This is a genomic window from uncultured Sphaerochaeta sp. (genome assembly GCF_963676625.2).
Lineage (GTDB): Bacteria > Spirochaetota > Spirochaetia > Sphaerochaetales > Sphaerochaetaceae > Sphaerochaeta.
The window spans coordinates 1101631-1125030 of sequence record NZ_CAXXYB010000004.1; the positions used below are offsets into that span (position 1 = coordinate 1101631).

Annotated in this window: 21 protein-coding genes and 1 tRNA gene; 12 read left to right on the forward strand and 10 right to left on the reverse strand. The window is 46.4% G+C overall.

The window, feature by feature from the left end; translation table 11 throughout:
• Nucleotides 1-9 precede the first annotated feature (9 nt).
• The 7 genes from ACHZBG_RS08095 to ACHZBG_RS08125 all read left to right on the forward strand — a co-directional run bounded on the left by ACHZBG_RS08095 (nucleotide 10) and on the right by ACHZBG_RS08125 (nucleotide 6094).
• Nucleotides 10-438 carry a 4Fe-4S dicluster domain-containing protein gene (locus tag ACHZBG_RS08095; protein ID WP_320128944.1) on the forward strand — a complete coding sequence of 143 codons (429 nt, stop codon included), beginning with the start codon at nucleotides 10-12 and terminating at the stop codon, nucleotides 436-438.
• A gap of 1 nt (nucleotide 439) precedes the next feature.
• Entirely contained in the window at nucleotides 440-1672 is a 1233-nt protein-coding gene (locus ACHZBG_RS08100) for an FAD-dependent oxidoreductase (protein ID WP_320128945.1), read from the forward strand.
• Nucleotides 1669-2394 (forward strand): glutamate synthase, encoded by a 726-nt coding sequence (locus ACHZBG_RS08105; RefSeq protein WP_320128946.1) that lies wholly within the window; start codon nucleotides 1669-1671, stop codon nucleotides 2392-2394. The genes ACHZBG_RS08100 and ACHZBG_RS08105 overlap by 4 nt, the downstream gene beginning before the upstream one ends.
• A 16-nt stretch (nucleotides 2395-2410) precedes the next feature.
• Nucleotides 2411-3691, forward strand: coding sequence for a glutamine synthetase family protein (locus tag ACHZBG_RS08110; RefSeq protein ID WP_320128947.1), 1281 nt, complete (start codon nucleotides 2411-2413; stop codon nucleotides 3689-3691).
• Nucleotides 3692-3705: 14 nt separating this feature from the next.
• Entirely contained in the window at nucleotides 3706-4275 is a 570-nt protein-coding gene (locus ACHZBG_RS08115; RefSeq protein WP_320128948.1) for an ANTAR domain-containing protein, read from the forward strand.
• Between the two features lie 12 nt (nucleotides 4276-4287).
• Complete coding sequence (locus ACHZBG_RS08120; RefSeq protein ID WP_320128949.1) at nucleotides 4288-5892, forward strand: CTP synthase; 1605 nt, start codon at nucleotides 4288-4290, stop codon at nucleotides 5890-5892.
• A 129-nt stretch (nucleotides 5893-6021) separates the two neighbouring features.
• Nucleotides 6022-6094, forward strand: a tRNA-Ala gene (locus ACHZBG_RS08125).
• Nucleotides 6095-6292: 198 nt separating this feature from the next.
• On the opposite strand, the gene ACHZBG_RS08130 is transcribed toward ACHZBG_RS08125, so the two are convergent.
• Entirely contained in the window at nucleotides 6293-6445 is a 153-nt protein-coding gene (locus ACHZBG_RS08130) for a hypothetical protein (RefSeq protein WP_320127719.1), read from the reverse strand.
• On the opposite strand from ACHZBG_RS08130, the gene ACHZBG_RS08135 reads away from it, so the two are divergent.
• The gene (locus tag ACHZBG_RS08135) at nucleotides 6428-7804 is read left to right on the forward strand and encodes an ISL3 family transposase (RefSeq protein WP_320127720.1); all 1377 of its coding nucleotides are present in this window, start codon (nucleotides 6428-6430) and stop codon (nucleotides 7802-7804) included. The genes ACHZBG_RS08130 and ACHZBG_RS08135 overlap by 18 nt on opposite strands.
• Nucleotides 7805-7909: 105 nt before the next feature.
• On the opposite strand, the gene ACHZBG_RS08140 is transcribed toward ACHZBG_RS08135, so the two are convergent.
• Nucleotides 7910-8572, reverse strand: a complete 663-nt coding sequence (locus ACHZBG_RS08140; protein ID WP_320128950.1) for an RloB domain-containing protein — start codon at nucleotides 8570-8572, stop codon at nucleotides 7910-7912.
• Nucleotides 8559-9884, reverse strand: coding sequence for an ATP-binding protein (locus tag ACHZBG_RS08145; protein ID WP_320128951.1), 1326 nt, complete (start codon nucleotides 9882-9884; stop codon nucleotides 8559-8561). The genes ACHZBG_RS08140 and ACHZBG_RS08145 overlap by 14 nt, the downstream gene beginning before the upstream one ends.
• Before the next feature lie 447 nt (nucleotides 9885-10331).
• On the opposite strand from ACHZBG_RS08145, the gene ACHZBG_RS08150 reads away from it, so the two are divergent.
• From ACHZBG_RS08150 to ACHZBG_RS08160, 3 genes are all read left to right on the forward strand, one after another.
• Nucleotides 10332-10676 (forward strand): helix-turn-helix transcriptional regulator, encoded by a 345-nt coding sequence (locus ACHZBG_RS08150; protein WP_320128952.1) that lies wholly within the window; start codon nucleotides 10332-10334, stop codon nucleotides 10674-10676.
• Nucleotides 10669-11625, forward strand: coding sequence for an HAAS signaling domain-containing protein (locus ACHZBG_RS08155; RefSeq protein WP_320128953.1), 957 nt, complete (start codon nucleotides 10669-10671; stop codon nucleotides 11623-11625). Before ACHZBG_RS08150 ends, ACHZBG_RS08155 begins: the two co-directional genes overlap by 8 nt.
• Nucleotides 11626-11772: 147 nt before the next feature.
• On the forward strand, nucleotides 11773-12273 hold the full coding sequence (locus ACHZBG_RS08160; RefSeq protein WP_320128954.1) for a hypothetical protein: 501 nt from the start codon (nucleotides 11773-11775) through the stop codon (nucleotides 12271-12273).
• A gap of 1 nt (nucleotide 12274) precedes the next feature.
• On the opposite strand, the gene ACHZBG_RS08165 is transcribed toward ACHZBG_RS08160, so the two are convergent.
• Complete coding sequence (locus tag ACHZBG_RS08165) at nucleotides 12275-14467, reverse strand: DUF4954 family protein (protein ID WP_320128955.1); 2193 nt, start codon at nucleotides 14465-14467, stop codon at nucleotides 12275-12277.
• Between the two features lie 123 nt (nucleotides 14468-14590).
• Between ACHZBG_RS08165 and ACHZBG_RS08170 the strand changes: the two genes are divergently transcribed.
• The gene (locus tag ACHZBG_RS08170) at nucleotides 14591-15676 is read left to right on the forward strand and encodes an acyltransferase domain-containing protein (RefSeq protein ID WP_320128956.1); all 1086 of its coding nucleotides are present in this window, start codon (nucleotides 14591-14593) and stop codon (nucleotides 15674-15676) included.
• Between the two features lie 49 nt (nucleotides 15677-15725).
• Here the strand turns inward: ACHZBG_RS08170 and pepT are convergent, their stop codons facing one another.
• The 6 genes from pepT to ACHZBG_RS08200 form a co-directional block, all read right to left on the reverse strand.
• Nucleotides 15726-16967 (reverse strand): peptidase T, encoded by a 1242-nt coding sequence (pepT, locus tag ACHZBG_RS08175; protein WP_320128957.1) that lies wholly within the window; start codon nucleotides 16965-16967, stop codon nucleotides 15726-15728.
• 17 nt (nucleotides 16968-16984) lie between these two features.
• Entirely contained in the window at nucleotides 16985-18247 is a 1263-nt protein-coding gene (locus ACHZBG_RS08180) for an alpha-L-fucosidase (RefSeq protein WP_320128958.1), read from the reverse strand.
• 67 nt (nucleotides 18248-18314) lie between these two features.
• The gene (locus tag ACHZBG_RS08185) at nucleotides 18315-19154 is read right to left on the reverse strand and encodes a carbohydrate ABC transporter permease (protein ID WP_320128959.1); all 840 of its coding nucleotides are present in this window, start codon (nucleotides 19152-19154) and stop codon (nucleotides 18315-18317) included.
• A 1-nt stretch (nucleotide 19155) separates the two neighbouring features.
• Complete coding sequence (locus tag ACHZBG_RS08190; RefSeq protein ID WP_320128960.1) at nucleotides 19156-20034, reverse strand: sugar ABC transporter permease; 879 nt, start codon at nucleotides 20032-20034, stop codon at nucleotides 19156-19158.
• A 96-nt stretch (nucleotides 20035-20130) separates the two neighbouring features.
• Nucleotides 20131-21633: a group II intron reverse transcriptase/maturase gene (gene ltrA / locus ACHZBG_RS08195; RefSeq protein WP_320128961.1), complete on the reverse strand. Its 1503-nt coding sequence runs from the start codon at nucleotides 21631-21633 to the stop codon at nucleotides 20131-20133.
• A gap of 377 nt (nucleotides 21634-22010) precedes the next feature.
• Nucleotides 22011-23315 carry an extracellular solute-binding protein gene (locus tag ACHZBG_RS08200; protein WP_320128962.1) on the reverse strand — a complete coding sequence of 435 codons (1305 nt, stop codon included), beginning with the start codon at nucleotides 23313-23315 and terminating at the stop codon, nucleotides 22011-22013.
• Nucleotides 23316-23400: the final 85 nt, after the last annotated feature.

The following is a 23400-nucleotide window of genomic DNA, read 5'->3' on the forward strand; positions in this document are numbered from 1 at the left end:
GAGAATATAATGAAAAGGGTTTACGTCAACGAACAATGGTGTCTGGGATGTCATCTCTGTGAATTCTACTGTGCCTACGCGAACTCCGGCGAAGAAAATATGGTCAAGGCCCTCAAGGATGCAATTATCAGACCAAGAATCAAGGTCGAGGAAAAGGACGGCATCAGCTTTGCGGTAAACTGCCGTCACTGCACTGAGCCCTTGTGCGTAAAGAGTTGCATTGCAGGCGCCCTTACCCAAGTCGATGGTTTGATCGTAATCGACCAGAGTAAATGCGTCGGGTGTTTTTCTTGCATAATGGCTTGCCCCTACGGAGCACTCATGCCGAATGAAAACGGCGTGATGCAGAAATGTGAACTTTGTACCACCAATTCACATGGAACCCCCGAATGCGTAAAAGGTTGCCCCAACAAGGCAATCGTCTTTGAGGAGCGGTGATATGAACTATGTAATCATTGGAAATTCAATTGCCTCGGTCGGCTGTATCGAGAGTATCAGGAAAATTGACCAGGAGGGAACGATAACCGTTATAGGGGATGAGTCACACCAGTGCTATTCCCGCCCCCTTATTTCCTACTTGCTTGAGGGCAAGACCACCAAGGAAAAAATGGTTTACCGTTCTCCGTTGTTCTATGAACAAAACAAGGTGAGGCTTGTCCTGGGCAAGAAAGCCACCAGCCTCGATACCAAGAAAAAGTTGGTTATCCTGGAAGACGATTTGCAATATCCTTACGACAAACTTCTTGTTGCAACAGGTTCTTGCCCTTTCGTCCCACCGATGAAAAACCTTGAGCATGTAAAGAATCGTTTCACGTTCATGACCTTGGATGATGCCAACAGTCTTGAGAAAGCCATTTCCAAGGATAGTAGGGTCTTGATTATCGGTGCCGGCCTTATCGGACTTAAATGTGCCGAGGGAATCCTGGATCGAGTTAAATCGATAACTGTGGTAGACTTGGCAAAACGAGTGCTACCCAGTATCCTTGACGAGGAAGGGTCTTCCCTGGTAGAAAAGCATCTGAAAAAACGAGGAATTACGTGTATTCTGGGAGACAGCGTCGCTGAATTCCAGGACACTGATGCCTTGCTGAAAAGCGGAACCGTAGTAGGTTTCGATGTTTTGGTACTTGCAGTCGGGGTTCGCCCGAATATTTCCTTGGTAAAAGAAGCCGCTGGAGCTACGAATCGAGCCATCCTGGTCGATGAACAATGCAAGACCTCACTTGAGGATGTCTATGCCGCTGGGGATTGTACCGAAGGTTTCGATCTGGTAAGTGGTGAAAAGAGAGTACTGGCAATTCTTCCCAATGCCTACATGCAGGGAGAAATAGCAGGGAGAAATATGGCAGGGGAATTAGCTTCCTTTGACAAAGCCATGGCAATGAATGCCATTGGATTCTTTGGTTTGCATATCATCACTGCAGGAGCCTATGTAGGAGATGATACGGTAATCAGGACAGAGACCGGCTACAAACGATTGTTTGTACAGAATGGATGCCTTGTCGGATGCATTCTTATCGGGGATATGATCGACAGGGCAGGCATATATACCTCCCTGATCAGGAACAAGACAGACCTTTCCACCATAGATTTCGCCTTGATCAGCGAAAAACCCCTCCTCATGGCTTTCGCAAAGAAAGAACGGAAAGAAAAACTGGGAGCTGCACAATGAAAACCATACAAGTAGGATTGACCCATTTCCAGGACTTGAACAGGGAAATCAGGGAATGCGAAGATAAGGACTTACAACTCGATGATGTCAATGGCCAACGATATATAGGTTGTGCTCTCAAGGATAGGAATATCATCATCAATGGAACAGCAGGCAATGCCCTCGGCTCCTACCTTGATGGTTCTACCATTACGGTAAACGGAAATGCCCAGGATGCCACCGGCGATACCATGAACGAAGGCACTATCATCATCCATGGCAGTTGTGGCGATGCCGCCGGTTATTCCATGCGCGGGGGAAGGATCTTCATAAGAAATAGCTCGGGCTACCGAGCGGGCATCCATATGAAAGCCTATCAGGAAAAGCAACCGGTACTGATAATCGGTGACAGGGCCGGCAGTTTTCTCGGTGAATATCTCGCCGGTGGAACAATAATCGTCCTTGGTCTCGACCAAGAAGGCAAACCTCCTGTAGGATATTTCTGTGGAACGGGGATGCATGGTGGAAAAATATACCTAAGATGTGATACCCTACCGGTAGATTTACCTCAGCAAGTTTCTGCTTCCGATGCAACACCGGAGGATTTGGAAGAAATTTCTGGGTATCTTGATGCATATTGTGGGGTATTTGACTTGGATAAAGATACTTTGTTGTCACACCATTTTTATGTATTGAGGCCAAATTCGAGTACACCGTACAAAATGCTCTATACATATGTTTAATTCGGGGAGGATGGTAATGACCAATACACAAGAAGAAGTAATGCAGTTTATCAAGGAGCAAGATGTTCGTTTTGTCCGCCTTGTATTCTGTGATATCTTTGGTCATATAAAAAACATTTCCATCGCCGAGGATGAATTGCCAAGGGCCTTTGCCACAGGGATTTCGTTTGATGCCTCTGCTGTCAAAGGCTTTCTCCAGATTGATGAAAGTGACCTATTCCTATTCCCCGATCCCTCTACCCTTGCCGTTCTTCCCTGGCGCCCTTCCCAGGGACGGGTAGTACGATTATTTTGCTCAATCATGCGACCGGACGGAACGCCCTTTGAAGGAGATGGTCGCTCCCTGCTTCAATCAAAAATCAGGGAAGCTGCCCTCGATGGATATAAAATGGGAATTGGGCCCGAGTGCGAATTCTACCTTTTCAAGAACGGTGAGGATGGCATGCCTACCATGACTCCCCTTGACAGGGGCACGTATCTTGATGTAGCTCCTGTAGACAAGGGAGAAAACGTTCGCCGGGAAATTTGCCTGATGCTTCAACAGATGGGGTTTTATACGGAACGATCCCATCATGAGTCAGGACCTGGCCAGAATGAAGTTGATTTCAAGTATGGACCGGCTCTGGAAGCCGCAGATAATTTCTTGACCTTCAAGTCAGTTGTGAAGACAGTCGCGGACAGAAGCGGACTTTTTGCTTCCTTTTTACCCAAACCCCTGGAAGGAGAAAGTGGCAGTGGCTTGCATATCAACCTTTCCCTTTCAAAAGAAGGGGTCCCGGATCAATATCTTGAGGAAGCCATGACTGCAGGAATACTGAGGAGAATCAGGGAAATAACCCTATTTCTCAACCCGATGGTCAATTCTTATGAACGCCTTGGAGCTTTCGAGGCCCCAAGATACGTTGGCTGGGGGAAAGCCAATAGATCCTTGCTTATCAGGATTCCCCCTTCCAGCGGAGAATACAGAAGAATTGAGGTCAGATCCCCCGACCCTTCCTGTAATCCCTATCTGGCATTCTCTCTTCTTATCGCTTCAGCTATGGAAGGTGTAAAGGAAAATCTGAAGGTCCCGGCAGAATATTGTGGGGATGCATTCCAAAAACAGAATGCCCCGACACTGCCTGAAGACCTAGCAGAGGCAATGGAATTAGCAGAAAACAGTAGTTTTGTGCGTTCTGTAATTCCAAAGCGGTTGTTTACTTTTTTCCTTGAAGGCAAACATGCCGAATGGAAGGCGTATGAAGAAAGCAGTGACAAAAACCAATTTAGCCGCAGTTCTTTCTTCCTGACAACCTAGACCCAGGAGAATTTATGCTTCGTGTCCTTGTAGTTTCGTCGACAGTGAAAGGGAGTGAGTCCCTTTCAACCCTCATCAGGGAATATGAGGGATATGTTGACATCGCTACAACCACGTTCTGCAGTGAAGCCAGACGAATGATTTTTGACAATGAATTCGACCTGGTAGTCATCAATGCTCCCCTCAGTGATGAATCAGGAGAGCAACTAGCCTCCACAATAACAGAACAAACCCTTGCAGGGGTAATCATGGTAGTCAGGAACGAATACCTTGAAACCACGGAAACCATCATGGGAGCCAGTGGTGTCCTGGTAGTTTCCAAACCGGTAATCAAACAACTCTTTTTCCAAACGTTGGGTCTCGCACGTTCGATGCGCAGACGACTTACCGTGATGCAAAACGAAAATGACAAACTTCAAAAGAAAATTGAGGAAATAAAACTCATAGACCGGGCAAAATGGACATTAATCCAGAATCTCGGTATGGATGAACAGCAGGCACATCGTTATATTGAGAAGCAGGCAATGGATTTGAGAAAAAACCGTTATGATGTTGCTTCTGCAATTCTGAAAACATATCAATAGAGGAGATTCAAAATGTCCAAACATATATTTGTGACAGGTGGGGTCGTTTCAGGCCTAGGGAAAGGAATTACGGCGGCATCGCTAGGAAGACTGCTGAAGGCACGCGGATTGAAGATCGCTGCACAGAAACTTGACCCTTACATGAACGTGGATCCGGGAACCATGAGCCCATACCAACATGGGGAGGTCTTTGTAACCGACGATGGGTCGGAAACTGACCTTGATTTGGGCCACTACGAACGTTTCATCGATGAGAACCTGAATAAGTACTCCAATATGACCAGCGGAAAGGTGTATTGGAATGTTCTTACCAAGGAACGCAATGGAGAGTTTCTGGGATCGACAGTCCAGATCATTCCCCATGTAACCAATGAAATCAAGCATTTCATTTACTCCTTGGGCGAAAAGACCCAGGCCGATGTAGTGATCACCGAAATCGGCGGTACTACCGGCGATATCGAAAGCCAGCCTTTCTTGGAAGCCATAAGGCAGATCGGGCATGAGGTTGGCCATGGCAACTGCCTGTTCATCCATGTTACGTTGGTTCCTTATCTCAGAAGCAGTGGCGAGCACAAGAGCAAGCCAACCCAGCATTCTGTCAAGGAATTGATGGCCTCGGGAATTTTCCCGGACATCATCGTAACCCGTTCGGATGAACCGATCGAACAAGGGATCAAGGACAAGATTGCCCTGTTCTGCAATGTAAAGAAAGATTGCGTCATTGAGAACAAGACTGTTCCGGTACTCTATCAGGCTCCGATCATGCTCAGGGAAGAAAATCTTGACGAAATCGTCTGCAGGGAACTCAAGCTCAAGACAAAGCAACCTGACTTGAAGGAATGGAAGGCAATGCTCAGCCGTATCGAGAAGGCTGACAAGTCCGTAAAGATCGCACTGGTAGGAAAATATACACAACTCCATGATGCCTATCTCTCGGTCATGGAAGCTCTCAAGCATGCCGGTTGGGAAAATGAAAGCCAGGTGTCGATTTCCTGGGTTGACTCGGAAACCGTCAATCCAGAATCAGTGGAATCCCTTCTGGGAGATGTCCAGGGTATCCTGGTTCCCGGAGGATTTGGGGACAGGGGCATCGAAGGGATGATCGAAGCCGCTCGTTTTGCCAGGGAACGCAAAATCCCCTATCTGGGAATTTGCCTTGGCATGCAGATTGCCGTCATTGAATTCGCTCGCCATGTATTGGACCTGGAAGATGCAAACTCACGGGAATTCAACAAGAAATCGAAACATACGGTTATCGACCTGATGCCTGACCAGAAAGGAAACATTCCCAAGGGCGGCACCATGCGTCTGGGTTCCTATCCCTGTGCAATATCAGAGAATACCATTATGGACAAAGCCTACGAACAAGAGAAGATGATCTCGGAAAGACATAGGCATCGATATGAATTCAACAATGAGTACAGGGACCAGATGGTAGAGGCCGGCCTGATTATTTCCGGTACCAGTCCTGACGGTAAATTGGTTGAGGCCGTTGAATTGAAGGGACAGCCCTTCTATCTCGGCGTACAGTACCACCCCGAATTCAAGAGTCGCCCGAACAGGGCCCATCCGGTATTCAGGGAATTCATTGCATCGGCATTGAAAACGATAGAGTAAGGGACATGCAAGAAAGGCAGACCAGGAATGATTCTTAAAAGATCCTTCCTGGTTCCAGGCCTATTGCTCCCTTGGGTGCTGGCAGTTGACAGTTTCCGCACTCTACAGTAGTTTGTCATATGTAATTCTGGGGCCATAGCTCACCTGGTAGAGCGACTGGTTCGCAATCAGTAGGTAGAGGGTTCGAGTCCCTTTGGCTCCAAAAGAAAAGGAACTTCCAATATGGGAGTTCTTTTTTTAGGTTCATGGGAAAAATCTGTGGGAATTGAGAAAAGAATAGAAAGCAACTAACCATTGAGAAATAGAAAGAGGGCAATCCTTCTGTTAGTATTGAAGTAACAACAAATCAAGCTAACAAGGAAGGACGCCCGTGGACCAGTATACCAATTCCATCCTGCATTTACCAGATTTCCTGGTGACAGGCCCTGCAACTATCAAGGGAAAAGAGACCGAGTCCGGTCTTGTCATCGTTGAAACCATCCACGGGAGAATGACAAGTCCCCTGCCCGCGTGCTGCCCGCATTGCCAGGCAAAGATGCACGTCAACCAGCATCTGGACATCCTGCTGCACCACCTGAGCCTGGGAAACAGGAAGATCATCCTGGAGGTGGGCTACGAGCAATACCTGTGCACGGGATGCCACAGGACCTGCTGCCAACCGATTCCCTTCAAGCAACCCGGGCACTTCGCCACCACTTGCTTCCAGAGCATGGTGGAAGGATTCCTCAGCCATGCGGACATGACAGTCAAGGGGCTTGCCACCGCACTCCATACCAATCGCAAGCTGGTCAGGGAGATCGACAAGTCCATGCTGCAAGGCAAGTACGGGCAGATGCTGCCCACCCATTACAGCGCCCATCTGTGCGTCGACGAATTCTCCCTGCACAAGGGGCACCGGTATGCCACCGTGGTGCTTGACTGGCAGACAGGGGAGATATTGTTCTTGGAGGAAGGCAACGGAGAGAGGCAGCTGCTGCATTTCTTCGGCAAGGTCGGCCATGCATGGATGGCGAGGGTGCGATCGATATCAATGGACATGAACGCCCAGTATTGCAAGGCCGTGAAAAGCCTGTATCCCCATATCCATATAGTCTATGATGCATTCCACATCGTCAAGAACTTCAACGAACGGATATTGACGGAACTGAGGAGGCTCGAGCAGAACCGCTTGCGCGAGGGAATCGCCCAGTGCAAGGCCCGTTGCGCCAGGCTGAGGAAGGCCTGCAACGGTGCCCCGCCGGAAAGGAAGCAGGCCTTGCTGGCGGAAATCGCCGAACTGAGACTGTCCATCCAGGAGGCAGGGAGGAAATATGCCTCGCTCAAGGGTAGCCGGTATGTGATAACCAGCAGCAGGAAGGCCCTGATGAAGAAGGACGGGATAGCCCGGGAACACAACAGGGAACTGGCGGACAAGTATGAGGGAAAGGGGCTTCCCATGCCGGAGGGCGAGCACAAGTGGTCGATACGCAACGAGAGGAGGCTCGAGGAGATACTGGGGGAGGACCAGGACCTGAACCTGGCATTCTTCTTGGGCGACCAGCTGAAAGCCGGGCTCGAAAGCACCGACGGGCAATCCATGAGGGACGGCCTCGAGCAATGGTTGCGGCTCTCGGGAAGCTATGTCGCGCAGATACCGATGCTCGGGGCATTCAACAAAATGATTCGATCCAGAATGGATGGCATCGTCTCGCGTGTCCGCTTCCCTGTCTCCAACGGTCCGTTGGAGGGAACCAATAACATGATCAAGACAGTGCGGAGGCAGGCCTATGGCTATAGGGATACCGAATATTTCTTCCTCAAGCTTTGGGACAGGAGCAGGCGAAATCCCAAGCACAGGTCACTCGACCAGGTCATTGAGAAACGAAAGATGCTGAATGCGAAGGAACAGAAATCCCACAAGAAAATCTCATGAACCTTTTTTTAAGCCCTTTTCTGGTCAAGCCTCTTTCTGATTATCAACGAAAATATTTCTTGGGTAGATACAGGTATTTCTTTTTAAATAAACAAATCATAAGCATCATAACAATTCACAGTCTTTCATTATTTTTTCAATAGTCATCCAAAGATCTGAGGAAGGAGCATCTCCATAGTACGAATACCCAAATTGCTCAATTGGCTTAATATTATTTTCCTTCTTAAAAGTTTGAATTCGTTTAGCTCTCCTAATTGCATCAAAAACATCATCCAATGATAATTTATTGAGAATTCTGGCAAAATTATCCTCATGCTTATAATGTCGCAAGTCTGAAAAATGCTCATCATAGGCCCTATTAATCGGTACAAGGTACTGTGTTCTATTTTCAAGCATTCCAAAGCAGTCGGCCTTATGAAGAACAATCCAAAGTTCAAAGGTAAAGTTGCTATATCCCAAGTAATAAACAATCCCATTTTTCAGTTTTTTTGCCCTTGAAAGATTTCCCAGCATCTCCTGAAACTGAATCCTATGAACCTCTTCGTTGCTTTCATAATCCGAGACATGAGTTATTTCTGTTGTCTTTTGAATAGTTGAAAGTCCTTTTACAAATGAGACAGGATTTTTCTCTATCTTGATAACAAAACTTACCCTTGCTTTTGAACATTCTGTATTGTTAATAGTTTTCTGAAGCCATTGTAAATACCATTTCTCAGTTTCTCCCTCTACGGAAAAATAGTATTTACGAGTACTTTTAATTTTTCCCATTTCCCTGCTTCCTTTCAATGAACAAAGGTGCTAAATCAATATCGCTTATAGCACCATATTTGTTTATAAAATAATTCTTCAGGTAATCTTCTCCTTTACGCACACCATTTTCACCACTTGTCTTAAAATCAGAAAGGGCATAGTGAATACTCTCCTTTGTTTCTGTACTACGCTCAACAAATTTTATTTCATCTCTGCGGAATAGATTGGCATTAAGAAAAATCGGGTTCTGCGTATTAAAAATCAACTGGGCCTTATTTATATTGATCTCATCATTATGAAAGATATTGATTATGCTCATAACAGCCATGGGGTGAATTGAGGCATCGAACTCATCGATAACAAGCGTAGATCCTTTTTGAAGAGCCTCCCACAAGATAGGAAAAAGGTTCATGAACCTAACCGTTCCAAAGGACTCAAAATTCTCCATAGGAATAATAAGCTTCTTATTTTCTTCAAACACCGAGTAAAGATGTGCCACGGTCTCACCTTTTGGTGCAAAATAACCAAGATTGCTGGAATTGACCCCGAAGGCTTTTGCAACGGTATTCGCAAATTGATTGATATAGACTTTCTGATCATTGGGATCTGTCAATAATTTCCCGGATTCAAGAGAATTAGCTCGATAATACACAAGAAAACGATGCTCAAACCAAGAAGAAATAATCGAGGATAACGTAGGAGAATACAACGTCTTGAATCCGTTAGTCAAAAACAATTCCTGGTCATTGAGGGATTCTTTGCTCAGATTCTCGAGCATTTCCATCTGCTTGGGCTTATATTCTTGGCTGGTATAATCTGAAATTTCTTTTGTTTCAATATGAACTGCATTGTTTCCCTTTCTCTCATACAATAATTTTCCATTTACCTTTAGAGACTCCTGTACAATTTTTCGGCTGTACTCATAATCCGCAAATAATCCAAGATCCAAAGAAATAGAATAGGAAAACAAATATCCTGAATCAGTGAAATCAATGGAGAGATTAACAGGTTCTGGTTTCTTGAGACAGCAATTTGGAATCAATTCAAGACTATTGGATGCAGGGTCGGGATTATTATCTTCCTTCATATTTCTGATGTGCCCTCTGATAACTATCATTTTCAGCACATGCATTGCCCCAATGATGTTTGACTTCCCAGAAGCATTGGGCCCGTATATCACAGCGGTACTCAATCCCTGATACTCCTTCCCTGCAATGATGGTAGATAAAATACTATAAGGAAGGTCCTTCTGTTTAGGCGCAGGTTTCATTTCAAATACAAGGGGTTCCCGAAAAGATTTAAAATTGGTAGCAGAAAACGTCAATAGCATTGGTTACTCCTTAATACTAATTCCATATAGTTAATATTATTCTAAATTGTTTATAAAATCAAACAAAATACCAATATATCTATTTATTTTGCGAAAATTTCGCAAAATAAATACTTTTATGCAACAAATTCATTGTAATCATAAAACAACTGATTTGAATTTAAAAAGTCCTGTATTGGTGAATGGTTTGAAAGAAATCCAGAATTTTCCGAATAGGTGACATGATATTACTTTGAATTAAGGCAAGCTTTTGCAAATCAGTAGGGACAAATTAAAACCCTCCGCTACGGAGGGTTCCTTGGCTACTGTGGGTGTTTCTTCGGTTATTCCCCAGCTTCGCCACCACAAAGAAATTGTATCATCGAAAAAGTACCTTGTCAATTTTTTTATATAATATGATATTGACAATAATGTGTATCATACAGTATACAAGACAAGGAGGAAGCTATGGACGAAGAGCAGATGATGAACAATCTGGTAACCGAACTCAAACGAGGAACCTTGGCCCTTTGCGTGCTCAGTCAACTCAAGACACCCCAATATGGGTATTCGCTTTTGCAACTCCTCAAGGAAAACGATATCGATATCGAGGCAAACACCCTCTATCCCTTGCTCAGGCGTCTGGAAACCCAAGGCTTGCTGACCAGTATCTGGAACACTTCCGAAAACAGACCCAGAAAATTCTACCAACTCAACGAGCAAGGGGAAAACCTATATATCCTTTTATTGACTGAGTGGAAAGAAAGTACCATGCATATTTCTCGACTTATCAGGGGGAACCATAATGAATAGTCTCATAAAACGGTATGTTGCGGAGGTATCCAGACATCTTTTGGAAAAAGATCGGGAAGAAGTAGCCAAGGAACTGGAAAGCAATATCCTGGACATGCTTCCGCCAGCTTATAGTGAGGAAGACGTCAAGAAAACCCTCAACGCAATGGGCAATCCCAGTAAACTGGCAGACACCTATAGGGCAAAGGGCAGGTATTTGATCGGGCCTGACACCTTCGATCTATACCTATACGTCCTGAAACTGGTGACAGTGGTACTCGCCTCGGTTACCGTTGGTATCAACCTGATCGAATTGTTCCTTACCTCGGTGCCTACCATTGCCTCGGTCATAACCTCAATCCTGTCCAATGTCGCCGAAGCTCTTTCAGGAGCTTTCCTATCGGTCACGATTACCTTCGCCATCATAGACTTTTTCCAGGTGAAGATAAAAAATGATGAAAAATGGACAGTTGAGGAACTCCCCCAGGAGATAGAGCCCCAAGGTCCAGAAATCAGGAAATCAGAGAGCATCGCCAATATTCTGGGTTCTGCCGTCTTTATTGGCATTCTTGCCGGAATGCTCTACAAGAATCCCGACATCATCGCGGTCTATTACAAGGGGAATCCTCCGATACCCTTGTTCCTGGCACCGATGATCAAGCCTTTCATTCTGGTACTGATAGCATTTCTTGCCTTCTCTTTTTTCAAGGGAATCCTGGAACTCATCACAGGTCGTTGGACAAAACCACTTTTGCTCTATAACGGCATTCTCAGTTTTGGTTTTTCCCTGTTCATCCTGTACTCTCTCAACCGCTATGACTTGATCAATCCTGATTGCGTTCAGTTGCTTCCCAACGGAATGGATACCTGGGTGCAAATCACGAGGCTTGTCTCGCTATTGGTGGTTGTTCTCATGCTTCTGGATATAGGATTGAAAGTCCTGAGAGTATGGAGAGGTTCACAAAAATAGGCTTAGACAATTTTCTATCTTTGTATAAAAATTACCCATTTTCTCGATTTTATTGATTGTCTTTCTCCAATTCTATGCCTACTATATATATGTATTTTGACACATAAAGCAATAAGTGTCATAATATATATAAGTGGGGATTTGAGTATGGAATTTTATCCTGAGAAATTTGGAGCCATTCTTATTCTTAGCCAGATTGCCGCATCGTTGGTGGCTGACCATCTTTCGATGGAAAACCTGCAATCCTTGAGAAAGAGAATGAGCAGTCTTCAATGGGAACAAGACGGAGAAATCTACCAGCACTATTTTCGGATAAGGATATGGAAAGACAAAGTCCCTGAAATGGGAAACCAGTTCAACAAGGCTCACCTGGCTGCAATTTCAGAAGCGTATCTGGAGCAATTCATACTGGAATCAGAGCGAGCTGAACTTTGCCATGGACTCGCCTTGGTCTTTGCCCTCCCGATCCTGCTCAATGCAGATCCATCCGTAACAAACTGGGCAATCTTGTATTGCCTTGTTGCAAATGTCCCCTTCATATTGATCCAGCGATACAACCGTCCACGATTCGAAAAGATACTGAAAACGAGAAAGAAGACTGAAGAAGCTTGTACAATCCAGACTATTCCGGCGTTATCCCGACGCTAGGTCAGAATACCACTGACTTGACTTGCTCAATCAACTGCTGGCTTATCTGCTTCGATTCAAGGACAAACGGATTGTCATTGAGGCAACCCAATACCGCATCACGCTCGGCATGACTACGATAGGTGCTCTCTCGGAAGGTATTGCTGAAATCCTTTTCCTTGGTCTTGAACACTTGTTCCTCAATGTACGATCTCGTCTCGATTACCTTGGCTACCAGGCCCTCCCAGGTCTCTTGATCAAGAACTGTGAGGCCCAATACCTCTTTCAGAACCAAAAATCCATTGAGTGCCTTATCCTTGTTATACGATAAGAACCAAGTCTCATACATCTGATGGACCGCAGTCCAGCTGGTCAGTAAACCTTTCTTGAGAAGCTCCTTGAGCGCCTCAACCTTGAACTCAGGGACCAGTTGTCCTCCCAGATTCAACCAGGTCCCATATCCTTCGGTACTCTCTTGCTGGAAATCTGAAACCTTGATTGATTGCTGACAACACCATTCGCCAATAGATTTCGCTCCATAGAAAAGCAACATATCGGTATACGAACGATACGCTTCCCGTACCTTGAGTATTTCCATTGGTTTTGAGCCATTCTCCAAGGAAGGCGCTGTCACTTTCAAAGTTGCAAGCAAGGAACTCTGTTCCTCCAACAAGGACTTTCCCTGTCCCTCCAACTGTTCCCTTGAATAGGTGCGATCATCACAGGCACGTCTGTTCCAGCTCTGGGCTACCCATTTTTGCAGGAGCCTGCGGGCCAAAAGTATTTCCTGCGCTGTATCAGGGGCAAGATAATCAGTCTCGATATGCTGGCGAATGACCTTGCGCTTATCCCGTTTACGATACTTGTAGCTGTTCCGTTCCAGGGCATAGAGGTTATACATCCACCAGTAGGCTGGCATGAGCACCCTTCGGTCTTCCTTGTTATTTGCACTCAAGAGGCTGAACGGAAGAGGAATATTCATCTCATACGGATAATTTCCCTTGGCTATCAGGACATAACTGGCAAATCGGCAATCATATTTGAGCGTACTGGACAGAGCAGGCCAAAAACCTCGGCCGGCAACCAATTCTCCATCATTGCCCCTGCTGTTATGATTGGACCCTATGTTTGCCCCTGCTGCCATATTGGATTGTCCCTTGATGAGACTGGCAATGAGAAACGAGTTATTATGGTGTTGCTCATGCCCGGGAAACACAAGATTGCTGAGCATCTCGCAACAACTGACTGTTGAGTTGTCACCCAGGATGGAATGGATGAGCCGGGCCCCATACTTCAGGTTGCAATTATCTCCCATGACAAAACGAATTGCCTTGCATCCATAGAAAACACGACTTCCAGCTCCGATGATCCCGTTAACCAGTTCTATGCCTTCCCCTAGCTGGACAGGCTCCTCCAAGGTGGAACGAAGCGTAAGGTTCTTCAACTTGTTTGCACCCTTGATATAGGAACCTTCCCCGACCCAGACATCCTTGATGGTATCGCAGGACTTGATTACCGATTGCTGTCCGACATAGCCATACCACCCACGGCTCTTGTCGCTTTCGTTATCGGCCATCCTGGAAAAGCATTCCATAAGAGCAGCATCATCACGGTAGGTACCCCACAACCAGGCATCGGAACAACGAATACCGGAGAAAGGATAGATTGCCCTGCCCCCTGCCTCGTTCATGATATCAATGGTCACCCTTACCTCGGGATCCTCTCCGTCCTTGACAATACCATTGCCGAATTTTGCATGATTGGTGGCAAGCATCTCCCCTATCCGGTAAAGAATTACATGCTTGTCAATAATATAATGGCTCAGGTAGGAACAGTCGAGAATTGCACAGTCATCCCCGATATCGCAGGATACAAGCCGGCTATTGCTTATCCCTATGGGAACGGCAAAATCATGGAAACTCACTACTTTTCTCTCCATTCGCCCCAGCCTTACCAATCCAAAGAATTCTGAATTCTTTATCAAGGAAGGGTCAAAGGGATCGGAAACCAAAAGATCGTTCCAGTTCTGGCAACTATTGAGATTCTTTAAAAGAAGCGCAATTTCCCCTTCGGTCAAATGCCTCCATTGCCGGGAACTGGCTTGTACCTGCCTGTTCCTCAGATAATACTCATCCATTCCCTCAGGAAGAAAAGAATCAGCAATGAACCCATATCCGAATTTTTCACCATTGAGAACTTTTACCGTGTTTTCCATATGCAAAAGTATAGCAATCACATCAATTCTCTTCAATGAAAATCATCAGAAGTTTCATGCTCCCTCAGGCCTTTACAGGGTAAGCCAAGGATGTGATACACTATCGGGCAAAAGGATATTCAAATGCATGCAATAGATTGGAAAACCTTTGGGACCCTGACAAACATTCCCCAGAATCTAATGCAATGTTTGGCAGAGATCTCTCTTCAATTACAGGATAATGTTCCGGTTGAAGCCCTTCTTGCTGAAGGGAAACAGGCAATCGAAGAACAAAATGAGAAAAAAGCCCAGGCCTACATCCAAAAGGAATGTGCGTTGGTTGATGCTTCCCTACAGGATTTATTCCCTTTGATATTCATGGCATATGTACTGCCTGAATCAGTGAAACTATTTGAACAAAAAAAAGTATCAAGACAGATACTCCTCGACACCTTTTGTGATGTAGGACGATGGGTCGCCGTATATGGCAGGAACCATGACAGAGCCTATGGATGCGACCGAAACCGTTGGCTTATGCACCACTTTTGTGCACATCTGTTCCAATTGGGAAGGTTGCAATATGAGATACAAACCTTCGAATTTCCCTATTCTCTGTATTGGTCTACCGACAAACAGGATTTTGTCTGTCTGGCCGAACACGGTATACCGGTCAATCTGGAAGGCCATATTTGCGGAACCAACGGAATTACTGAAGAAAAATACCGCACCTTCAGAAAGGAAGATCCCACAACAATTTGGGCAAACCCAATTGACTTGGCACAGGGAACCCTCAAGCAAGAAAGAGAATCCTTTTGCAAATCCAGTCTGAAACCCTTGGTCGTTCCCCATTCCCCTATTCTCGCCCTCCATATTCCCGAAGGACCTTCCCTTACCCCCTCTGTCGTCGCTGAATCGATAGAACAAGCAAGGGCATTCTCCAAGGAACAAAATACCCACTTTTGTGGAGTCATTTGTGACTCTTGGTTGCTCGATCCCAATCTTGCCGGATTTCTTCCGCCAGAAGGAAATATTTGCCAATTCATGCAGCGTTTCTTAAAGTTTCCCACACTTCATGCACAGCCTCAGATATTTGAACGGGTATTGGGCCCCTTGGCTCCACAAAACCCAGGTTCTACGCTCAAACTCCGACTTGAAAAGTATCTTGGCAAAGGGGGAAAGGTATATACAACCGGTGGATTCCTCTCTGGGTGGTACCCGTCGCAAACATAAAAAAACTGGGCAAAGAAAATCTTTGCCCAAACCTTTTTCCATTTCGATATTATTCCACTGCCAGCTCGAGAAGCCTGACCATCAAACGAACACTGTCTTCCATTGCCCGAAGGGCAACCCATTCATAGACAGAATGCCGGTTGTATCCCCCGGTAAATATATTCGGGCAGGGAACATGATGCGCCTGAGCCATCCAGGAGCCATCTGTTCCTCCACGAATTACGGTCTCCTTCAAGTCCAGCCCCAATTGCTCTCCGGCCTTGAAAAGGGTTTTTACGGCTTGGGGAACCTTTCGGGATTCCTCTGCAAAATTATAGTATTGATATGCCGTATCCAAACTGATGCTTGATCCCGGGTACATAGCTTCCAACACCTTTGCCAAATCCTGTATGGCGGCAATACGTCGATCAAGTTGCTGCAAATCAAAATCCCGAAGAAAAATATCAAGCTGGGCCTGTTCAGCGGTCCCCCCTATCTTCAAGGGGCAATAGTAACCATAGCGCCCATCGGTTGCCTCCGGGCTCTCAGCCTGGGGCAACGCATTGATCATGGCTCCTACAATAGTGACTGCATTGACCATACGCCCTCTTCCTGCTCCAAGATGATAACTTATACCCTTGACGGTAACCTGTACGGCTGCGGCATTGAAACACTCGGTATCGATGCAATCCCGCTTCTCACCATCTACCGTATAACACCAATCGCAAGCAATCTTGTCATAGGGGAAATAGTTCATGCCACGATCAATTTCCTCATCCGGAGTAAAATACAATTCAATCGGACCATGAATAATGGAAGGATCGTGTACCAAAAGATTGGCCACTGCCAGGATCTCGGCAATACCGGCCTTGTCATCTCCCCCCAACAAGGTAGTCCCATCGGTTACTACAAGAGTCTGACCTGTGTAGAGGCAAAGTTCCGGGTTGTCCTTCTTAGTGAGAATGCAGGAAGCATTGAGACGGATATCCCCACCCTCATAGCTTTCGATCACCCTTGGTTTGACCTGGTTACCCATTACTGCACTGGACGTATCCACATGGGCCATCAGGGCAATGACAGGAGCTGTACAACTGCAGGTAGCCGGAATCCTTGCAATAAGGATTCCCTTTTCGTGCATTTGTACATCAACAATTTTCAGATCTTCCTTCAATTCCTTTTCGAGCAACCGAAGCAATTCCCATTGCCCTTCGGTGGAAGGATGAGACAATGAAGAGCTATCGCTCATGGTATCCACTGCTACATACCGTAAAAACCTTTGCAAGATATCACGATCCAACGAGTGAAGATCCATCGTTTATTCCCCCATTCCTAAAAATGGAATTCCCAATGGGGAAGACTCTCGAAGGCTACCTGTTTTTCAGCAGTCTCGACACAAATGACAAAACGCTTGGTTCCATAATATTTGGCAGGAGGAAAGAACTCCCAGAAATTTTCATTCTCGCTGGTCTTTTTCTGTACAAAACGAACCTCTTCCTTTGTCTCCAGGATATAGGCCTTCACTATATTCGCTGCAATGGACAAGAGATAAAAACGCTTCATCTCCTTGATAATATGTATGAAAAGACGGTGTTCCTTGGTGGTGAAAAGCGCCCAGGACAATTCATAGGGATAGAACCCTAGGGCATGGGTACCGTAGATGCTCTCGGCATTGGCATTGACATATTTTGCGACGGTATCCAGGATATCGATGGAAGCTTGTGGAATATTGCCATTTGCATCAGGACCAACATTGAGCAGGTAATTTCCGCCTCTTCCATTGATTTTCAACAACAAATTCAAGATTTCCTCTGGGCTCTTCCAATCGTGGTCACTCTTTTTGAATCCCCAGGTTTCATTGAGTGTCGCCGGTACTTCCCAGTCACCATCATACGGAAGCAAGGGGATGAAATTATCGTTAGTGGACAGATAATCACCAAGGTTGTTCCCGATACGACCACTTACCAGACAATCGGGTTGCAATTCGCGAACCACCTGTACAAGCCTATTGCTCTGTTGTTCGGTCATCGTCAAAGGGGTATCGAACCAGATCATGGAAATATCCCCATAGGTTGTCAGTAATTCCTTCAGTTGCGGTATGCACTTGTTATCCAGGTAGATATCAAAATCCTTTTGGGAATTATCGTGCCCGGCAGATAAACCATTTGGATCATCCCAATCCTGGGCCTGGGAATAGTAGAGTCCCAATTTCAGGTCATACTTGTCACAAGCTTTTTTCAATTCACTGACAATGTCGCGCTTGCAAGGAGTTGCATCGACAATATTATAGGGGTTGCACTCAGAATGATACATTGCAAAACCTTCATGATGCTTTGCCGTAAAAACGACATATTTCATTCCCCATTCCTTCGCTTTCTTGACAACAGCGTCGGCATTGAAGGCCTTCGGATCAAACTGGGAGGCAAGTTTTTCGTATTCGGCAACGGGAATATCCATATGGTTCATGATCCATTCCGCGATGTTGCGGGTTTCCTTACCCTGATATTCCCCGGCAAGAATCGCATATAATCCCCAATGGATGAATAGACCGTATTTTGCATCCTTGAACCATTGAGCCTTTGTGTCCTTCAGCATACTGCACTCCTTATGAAACAACTCTTTCTATACGGGATTCTCCCAAGAGACCCAAAAAATATTACGTTTATTCTTTCACTGCACCGGCGACCATACCGGCCTGTATTTGTTCCTGGAACAACATATAGATAACAACCATGGGAATTGTTGCAAGGACGATTCCCGCGAACATAGGGCCCATATCAACAGTTTTCTCCCCGGAAAAATAGAGCATCCCAAGGGAAATGGTATATTTGGCCCTGTCACTCAAGAAAACCAGGGCAAAGGTCATCTCGTTGTAACAATGCAAGAAAGCCAGGATACCTGCTGTCGAAATTGCCGGGACACTTATGGGAAGCAGGATATGGAAAAACAAGACAGGAACAGAACATCCGTCTATGATTGCCGCTTCTTCCAATTCCTTGCTGATCCCCTTCATATATCCGGTCAGTATGAATATGGAAGTTGGCAAATTAAAGGCAATGTAAAGCAAGATCAGGGTACTGAAACTATTGCTTTTCATGAAAGGAATATGGGTTACCATCTTGGCAAGTGGAATGAGCGTTGCATAGATGGGAAGCACGATGCCCATGAGGAACAACGCAAAGATTGCCTTGTTGAACTTGAAATCCGTTCGTGCCAGGACAAAGGCGATCATGCTGGAAAACAACAAGATTCCCATAGTCGAGAAAACAGCGACGATAAGCGAATTGAAAATACTCCTGTCAATTCTGGCACCGACAAGCGCCTTGATATAATTACTCCAGAGAGGATGGGTAGGAACCTTGAGCATATCCCCTAATATTCCATCATTGTCCTTCAAGGAAGAGAACACCGCAATCACAAAAGGATACAGGGTGGCAAAAGCCCATAGACAGGCAAATATCAACAAGATCCAATACGATTTTTCTTTACGTACACCTTTCATCCTAGTCCTCCTTCCTTGACAACAACTTATTCGTAAGGAGACTCAGGGTGACACCAGATACCAACAGGAAAACGCCTATGGCATTTCCGACTCCGAAATTACGGTATTTGAAGGCTTCGTTGTACAACAAGGTTGCCGGCATCTCCGAGGCATGGGAAGGACCTCCCCCTGTCATGACAAAGACCAGATTGAATTCCATTATGCATCCAGTGACGCACAGGACGGAGAAAATCCTGAAATAGGCATTCATCAGAGGCAAGGTAATATATTTTATCTGTTCCCAGCCACTTGCACCGTCTATTCGTGCAGACTCATACAGGCTCTCGGGAATGGAGACCAGACCAGCGGAAAAGATCAGCATATTAAGCCCTGCATAAATCCATTCATTGACCAGCACGATGGATTTGGCCGTCCACTTTGGATCTCCGAGAAAGTTCGGGGATGAAATATGGAAAAACTTCAAGAACAAGGGAACCACTCCACTTTCGGGAAACAGCATATAAACCCACATGAGGCCTACTGCCGCCGTAGGAAGAACCACCGGAAGGAAATAGGTGGCCTTGAAAAACTTCTTCAAACGAAAGCTTTTATTGATGATGATGGCCAGGATAAAGGAAAGTGGCATGAGAACCACAAATCCCCCAATAAGAAACCAACCGACATTTTGCAACGAGTTCCAAAAACTTTGGTCCTTTGCCAACGCCCGGTAGTTATCCCAGCCAACGAATTTCATGGGAGAAATGGATATGCCATTCCAGGTATAGAAAGATTGGATTACTGACTCACCGATGGGAACCATTACCAGAAAAAGGAACAGGAGAACCCCCGGAGCCAGGAATACGAGATACCAACCTTTTTGCTTTTTATTCCCGACAATCATCGTGCCCTCCTTCTTTTGTGTACATGATCGAGTAGGCGGGGGCCACTAAGCCCCAACCTCTCACACCACCGTACGTGCCGTTCGGCATACGGCGGTTCAACCAAACAGACTATTGTACCGGAAATCCAGCACAATCCCATCTTGCTCCATACGCACAGTATGGAGCTTCTTGTAATAACCCAGAATATCCACCAGTCGGTAATGCTCATGAAGGCTCTCATTGCTGATGAGATAGTTCATGGATTTTGCCATCTTCCAGTACGACCTGCTGGCAAGTGTCCATTTCTTCAGCTTCCACTCTTCCGCTCCCAGTTGCCTGATGCGGTGTTTCCGGTTATTCCCGGACTTCCACTGTTTCCATAGATACTGGCGTATGCGCCTCCGAATCCACTCCATCAGGCCCTTGAGGTATTCCTTGATGGCACTTCTTGCAAAGTACCCAACCCAACCCCTCAGGATGCTGTTGAGCTCCCCAATGACCGTCCAGATGCTCACTCCGCGGTTGCGCTTCGTGACCAGCCGTATCCGGTCCTCAAGTTTCTTCAGCTTTTTCTCGTGGGGAACGGTCCTCCCAAGTTTTCCTCTCTCGCCGTATGTCCGGAATGTGAATCCGAGGAAGGTCGAACCTACGGCCCTCCTTGCCTCCGTCTTCTCCATGTTCACTTTCAGTTTCAGCTTCCGCTCCAGATAGCTTTTCGCGCTGTCCCTCACCCGGTAGGATGACATCTTGCTCTTGGTGAATATGTTGCAGTCATCGGCGTACCTCACAAACCGCAGTCCCCGCTTCTCCAGTTCCCTGTCGTAGGGGGTGAGATAGACGTTCGACAGCAGGGGCGACAACGGGCCCCCCTGCGGGGTACCCAGTGCTGTTGCCATCATGCTCCCGTTGGTCATCACTCCGCTTTTCAGATATACGTAGATGAGCCTCCTCACGTCCTTGTCGTCCATGTGCTTGTCGATTAGTCCCATGAGGATGTCATGGTCGACCGTGTCAAAGAACTTGGACAGGTCCAAGTCAACCACGTGCTTGTACCCTTCGGACATGTAGGTCTGGGCGAGTCGGACCGCATCCTCGGCGCTCCTGCCGGGCCTGAACCCGAAGCTGAAGTCGCTGAATGTCGGTTCGAACACCGGGGTCAGAACCTGCACCAGGGCCTGCTGGATTACCCGGTCCACTGCCGTCGGTATCCCCAGCAGACGCACGCCCCCGTTGTCCTTGGGTATTTCCCGTCGGAGCACCGGTTTGGGTTTGTACGTCCGAGTGACAATCCGCTCGCGAATCAAGGCCCAGTTGGCTTCAAGGTAGGATGGAAGTTCAGTCACTTCCATCCCGTCGATTCCCGCAGAACCCTTGTTCTGCATCACCTTCCTCATCGCTTGCTGGATGTTCGCAAGGGAAATCAGTTGCTCGCACAGTCTCGTGTTCGGTCTTGACCTGTCTTCCTCTCTCATTCGTTCCTTTCTCACCCGCATCATCACTGGTAGGCTCTCGCCGTTCGGATTTGCGGATGGACCTTTCCCTTTCGAAAGGCGTTTGATTGTTCGGCCCTTTGCGTCCGTTTCCCCGGTCGCTACTACGGCCTCTGCTGACTTCTCCACATTCGTTGTTACTACGTCGTCATAAGCGATGTTGCAGCCTCGTACGCTGTGGAGACCTCGCGGGATAAGTCATCACTCTTTCCTCGTTTACCCGCCTGATTTACAGATGAAGGTCACATTGCCTTTGGGATTCACTGATAGTAGCCAGCTTGTCCCCTCCACCTGCCTACTATCAGGTTTCTGTCCGTCGGGCCACGATTTCGCTATTGCTTCTTCCCTCCCACACCTCGCGGCGTGAAACTTGCAAGTCGCTATCGGGTTCGTCGGCAACTACGCCCCTTGGGAATTTCACCCAAGAATGATGACATGCCCGTCATACTACCCAAGGGAACGGATAATCCGTCCCCTTGATGAATTACTATAAATGAACGTGTCTTTTAGTTTCCGGCATTCACTACTGTCATGATCTCCTGGGCGCATTGCTCAGGGGTCTTGCCGACAAACAACCCTTGCAAAGCCATGCGAACAGTTTCCAGCATCTTGGTATTGATATCGTAGTTCTGGATGTCAGTCCTGAATTCCTTGGACGTATCCAAAGCCTTGGAGACTTCGATGGAGATGGCAGAAACCTTTGAGGTATCGGAAGTAAATTTCACGGGATAGATCCCTCCTCCGTTGACAGCTTGCTGCGCTTTGGCAAACTCGCTGTTGGTCAAGGCCTTCACTACCTGGACAGCTTTGTCGATCGCTTGCTTATCCCCGGTATTCACAACTGACAGGCCACCATTGTTCCCCCCCTGCCAGGAACCGGCAAAAGCAGGATCAATCGTCGGAAAGGGAATGAATCCCATATCATCGGCAATCGCGCATTTTGCTGCGGTGCCAAGATACCAAGTGCCATCAAATTGCATGGCTGACTTTCCTGCATGGAAATCGGTACGAGCCATACTGTTGTCTTTATTGATTGCATTTGGCCCGAAATAACCCTTTTTATTGAAATCGGAGATCATCTTGTACAATCTGATCATCTTGGGATCATCATAGGCAAGCGTCCTGTTTCCCAAGGCAGTTACGGCTTCAGAACCGTAGGCCTTCAATACCAGATTATTCAGGAGGTGTCCGGCACGGTAGCTGTCTTTCTCACCGAGAGGCATCGGGATATACCCTGCAGCAAGTAATTTGTCGCAAACAGCCGTGAACTCTTCAATGGTTTTGGGAGGTTCAAGACCAAGTTTTGCAAAAATAGCCTTGTTATAGAAAATACCGACTACATAAAAAGCTGTGGGAACACCATATACAGAACCGGGATAATCGGAATATTCCCAATCTTCAATGACATTCATAAAATCATTGGCCCACTGGGGGTCTGCATCAAGGTAAGGCCTAAGATCGACCAATACACCACTCTTGACGTAATCATAGGAGCGAGCCCCACCAAAATCTTCAAAAATGTTGGGAAACTCACCGGTAGCAAAACGGGTGCGCAACTTATTGTAGTAAGATGTCTCATCCCCTATCATTTCCTGATCGACCTTGATTCCATTGTCTGCTGCATCAATTTCGGAAAGTTTGTTTCGGAAAATGACACTTCCGGGAGAGTCCCCGGACCATGTGGACATAATGGAAACAGTCACATCCTTTTGGGAAGCAGGGACTGATCCGGCCTCTTTTCCTCCCTGCGCAAACAAAAAGGAAGGAAATAGCAGAGCAAGCACGAGAACTGGCAAAAACCGTCGTTTCATGTTCGTATCCTCCTATGGATGGTTCATTGTACTGAAAGAAAATGCAACCAGCTATAGAGGAAATTAAGGACCTATCGGGAATATT

Coding starts and splice junctions, on each gene's coding strand:
- ACHZBG_RS08095 (WP_320128944.1), top strand. CDS start 10: ATGAAAAGGGTTTACGTCAACGAACAATGGTGTCTGGGATGTCATCTC.
- ACHZBG_RS08100 (WP_320128945.1), top strand. CDS start 440: ATGAACTATGTAATCATTGGAAATTCAATTGCCTCGGTCGGCTGTATC.
- ACHZBG_RS08105 (WP_320128946.1), top strand. CDS start 1,669: ATGAAAACCATACAAGTAGGATTGACCCATTTCCAGGACTTGAACAGG.
- ACHZBG_RS08110 (WP_320128947.1), top strand. CDS start 2,411: ATGACCAATACACAAGAAGAAGTAATGCAGTTTATCAAGGAGCAAGAT.
- ACHZBG_RS08115 (WP_320128948.1), top strand. CDS start 3,706: ATGCTTCGTGTCCTTGTAGTTTCGTCGACAGTGAAAGGGAGTGAGTCC.
- ACHZBG_RS08120 (WP_320128949.1), top strand. CDS start 4,288: ATGTCCAAACATATATTTGTGACAGGTGGGGTCGTTTCAGGCCTAGGG.
- ACHZBG_RS08135 (WP_320127720.1), top strand. CDS start 6,428: ATGCACGTCAACCAGCATCTGGACATCCTGCTGCACCACCTGAGCCTG.
- ACHZBG_RS08130 (WP_320127719.1), bottom strand. CDS start 6,445: ATGCTGGTTGACGTGCATCTTTGCCTGGCAATGCGGGCAGCACGCGGG.
- ACHZBG_RS08140 (WP_320128950.1), bottom strand. CDS start 8,572: ATGGGAAAAATTAAAAGTACTCGTAAATACTATTTTTCCGTAGAGGGA.
- ACHZBG_RS08145 (WP_320128951.1), bottom strand. CDS start 9,884: ATGCTATTGACGTTTTCTGCTACCAATTTTAAATCTTTTCGGGAACCC.
- ACHZBG_RS08150 (WP_320128952.1), top strand. CDS start 10,332: ATGGACGAAGAGCAGATGATGAACAATCTGGTAACCGAACTCAAACGA.
- ACHZBG_RS08155 (WP_320128953.1), top strand. CDS start 10,669: ATGAATAGTCTCATAAAACGGTATGTTGCGGAGGTATCCAGACATCTT.
- ACHZBG_RS08160 (WP_320128954.1), top strand. CDS start 11,773: ATGGAATTTTATCCTGAGAAATTTGGAGCCATTCTTATTCTTAGCCAG.
- ACHZBG_RS08165 (WP_320128955.1), bottom strand. CDS start 14,467: ATGGAAAACACGGTAAAAGTTCTCAATGGTGAAAAATTCGGATATGGG.
- ACHZBG_RS08170 (WP_320128956.1), top strand. CDS start 14,591: ATGCATGCAATAGATTGGAAAACCTTTGGGACCCTGACAAACATTCCC.
- pepT (WP_320128957.1), bottom strand. CDS start 16,967: ATGGATCTTCACTCGTTGGATCGTGATATCTTGCAAAGGTTTTTACGG.
- ACHZBG_RS08180 (WP_320128958.1), bottom strand. CDS start 18,247: ATGCTGAAGGACACAAAGGCTCAATGGTTCAAGGATGCAAAATACGGT.
- ACHZBG_RS08185 (WP_320128959.1), bottom strand. CDS start 19,154: ATGAAAGGTGTACGTAAAGAAAAATCGTATTGGATCTTGTTGATATTT.
- ACHZBG_RS08190 (WP_320128960.1), bottom strand. CDS start 20,034: ATGATTGTCGGGAATAAAAAGCAAAAAGGTTGGTATCTCGTATTCCTG.
- ACHZBG_RS08200 (WP_320128962.1), bottom strand. CDS start 23,315: ATGAAACGACGGTTTTTGCCAGTTCTCGTGCTTGCTCTGCTATTTCCT.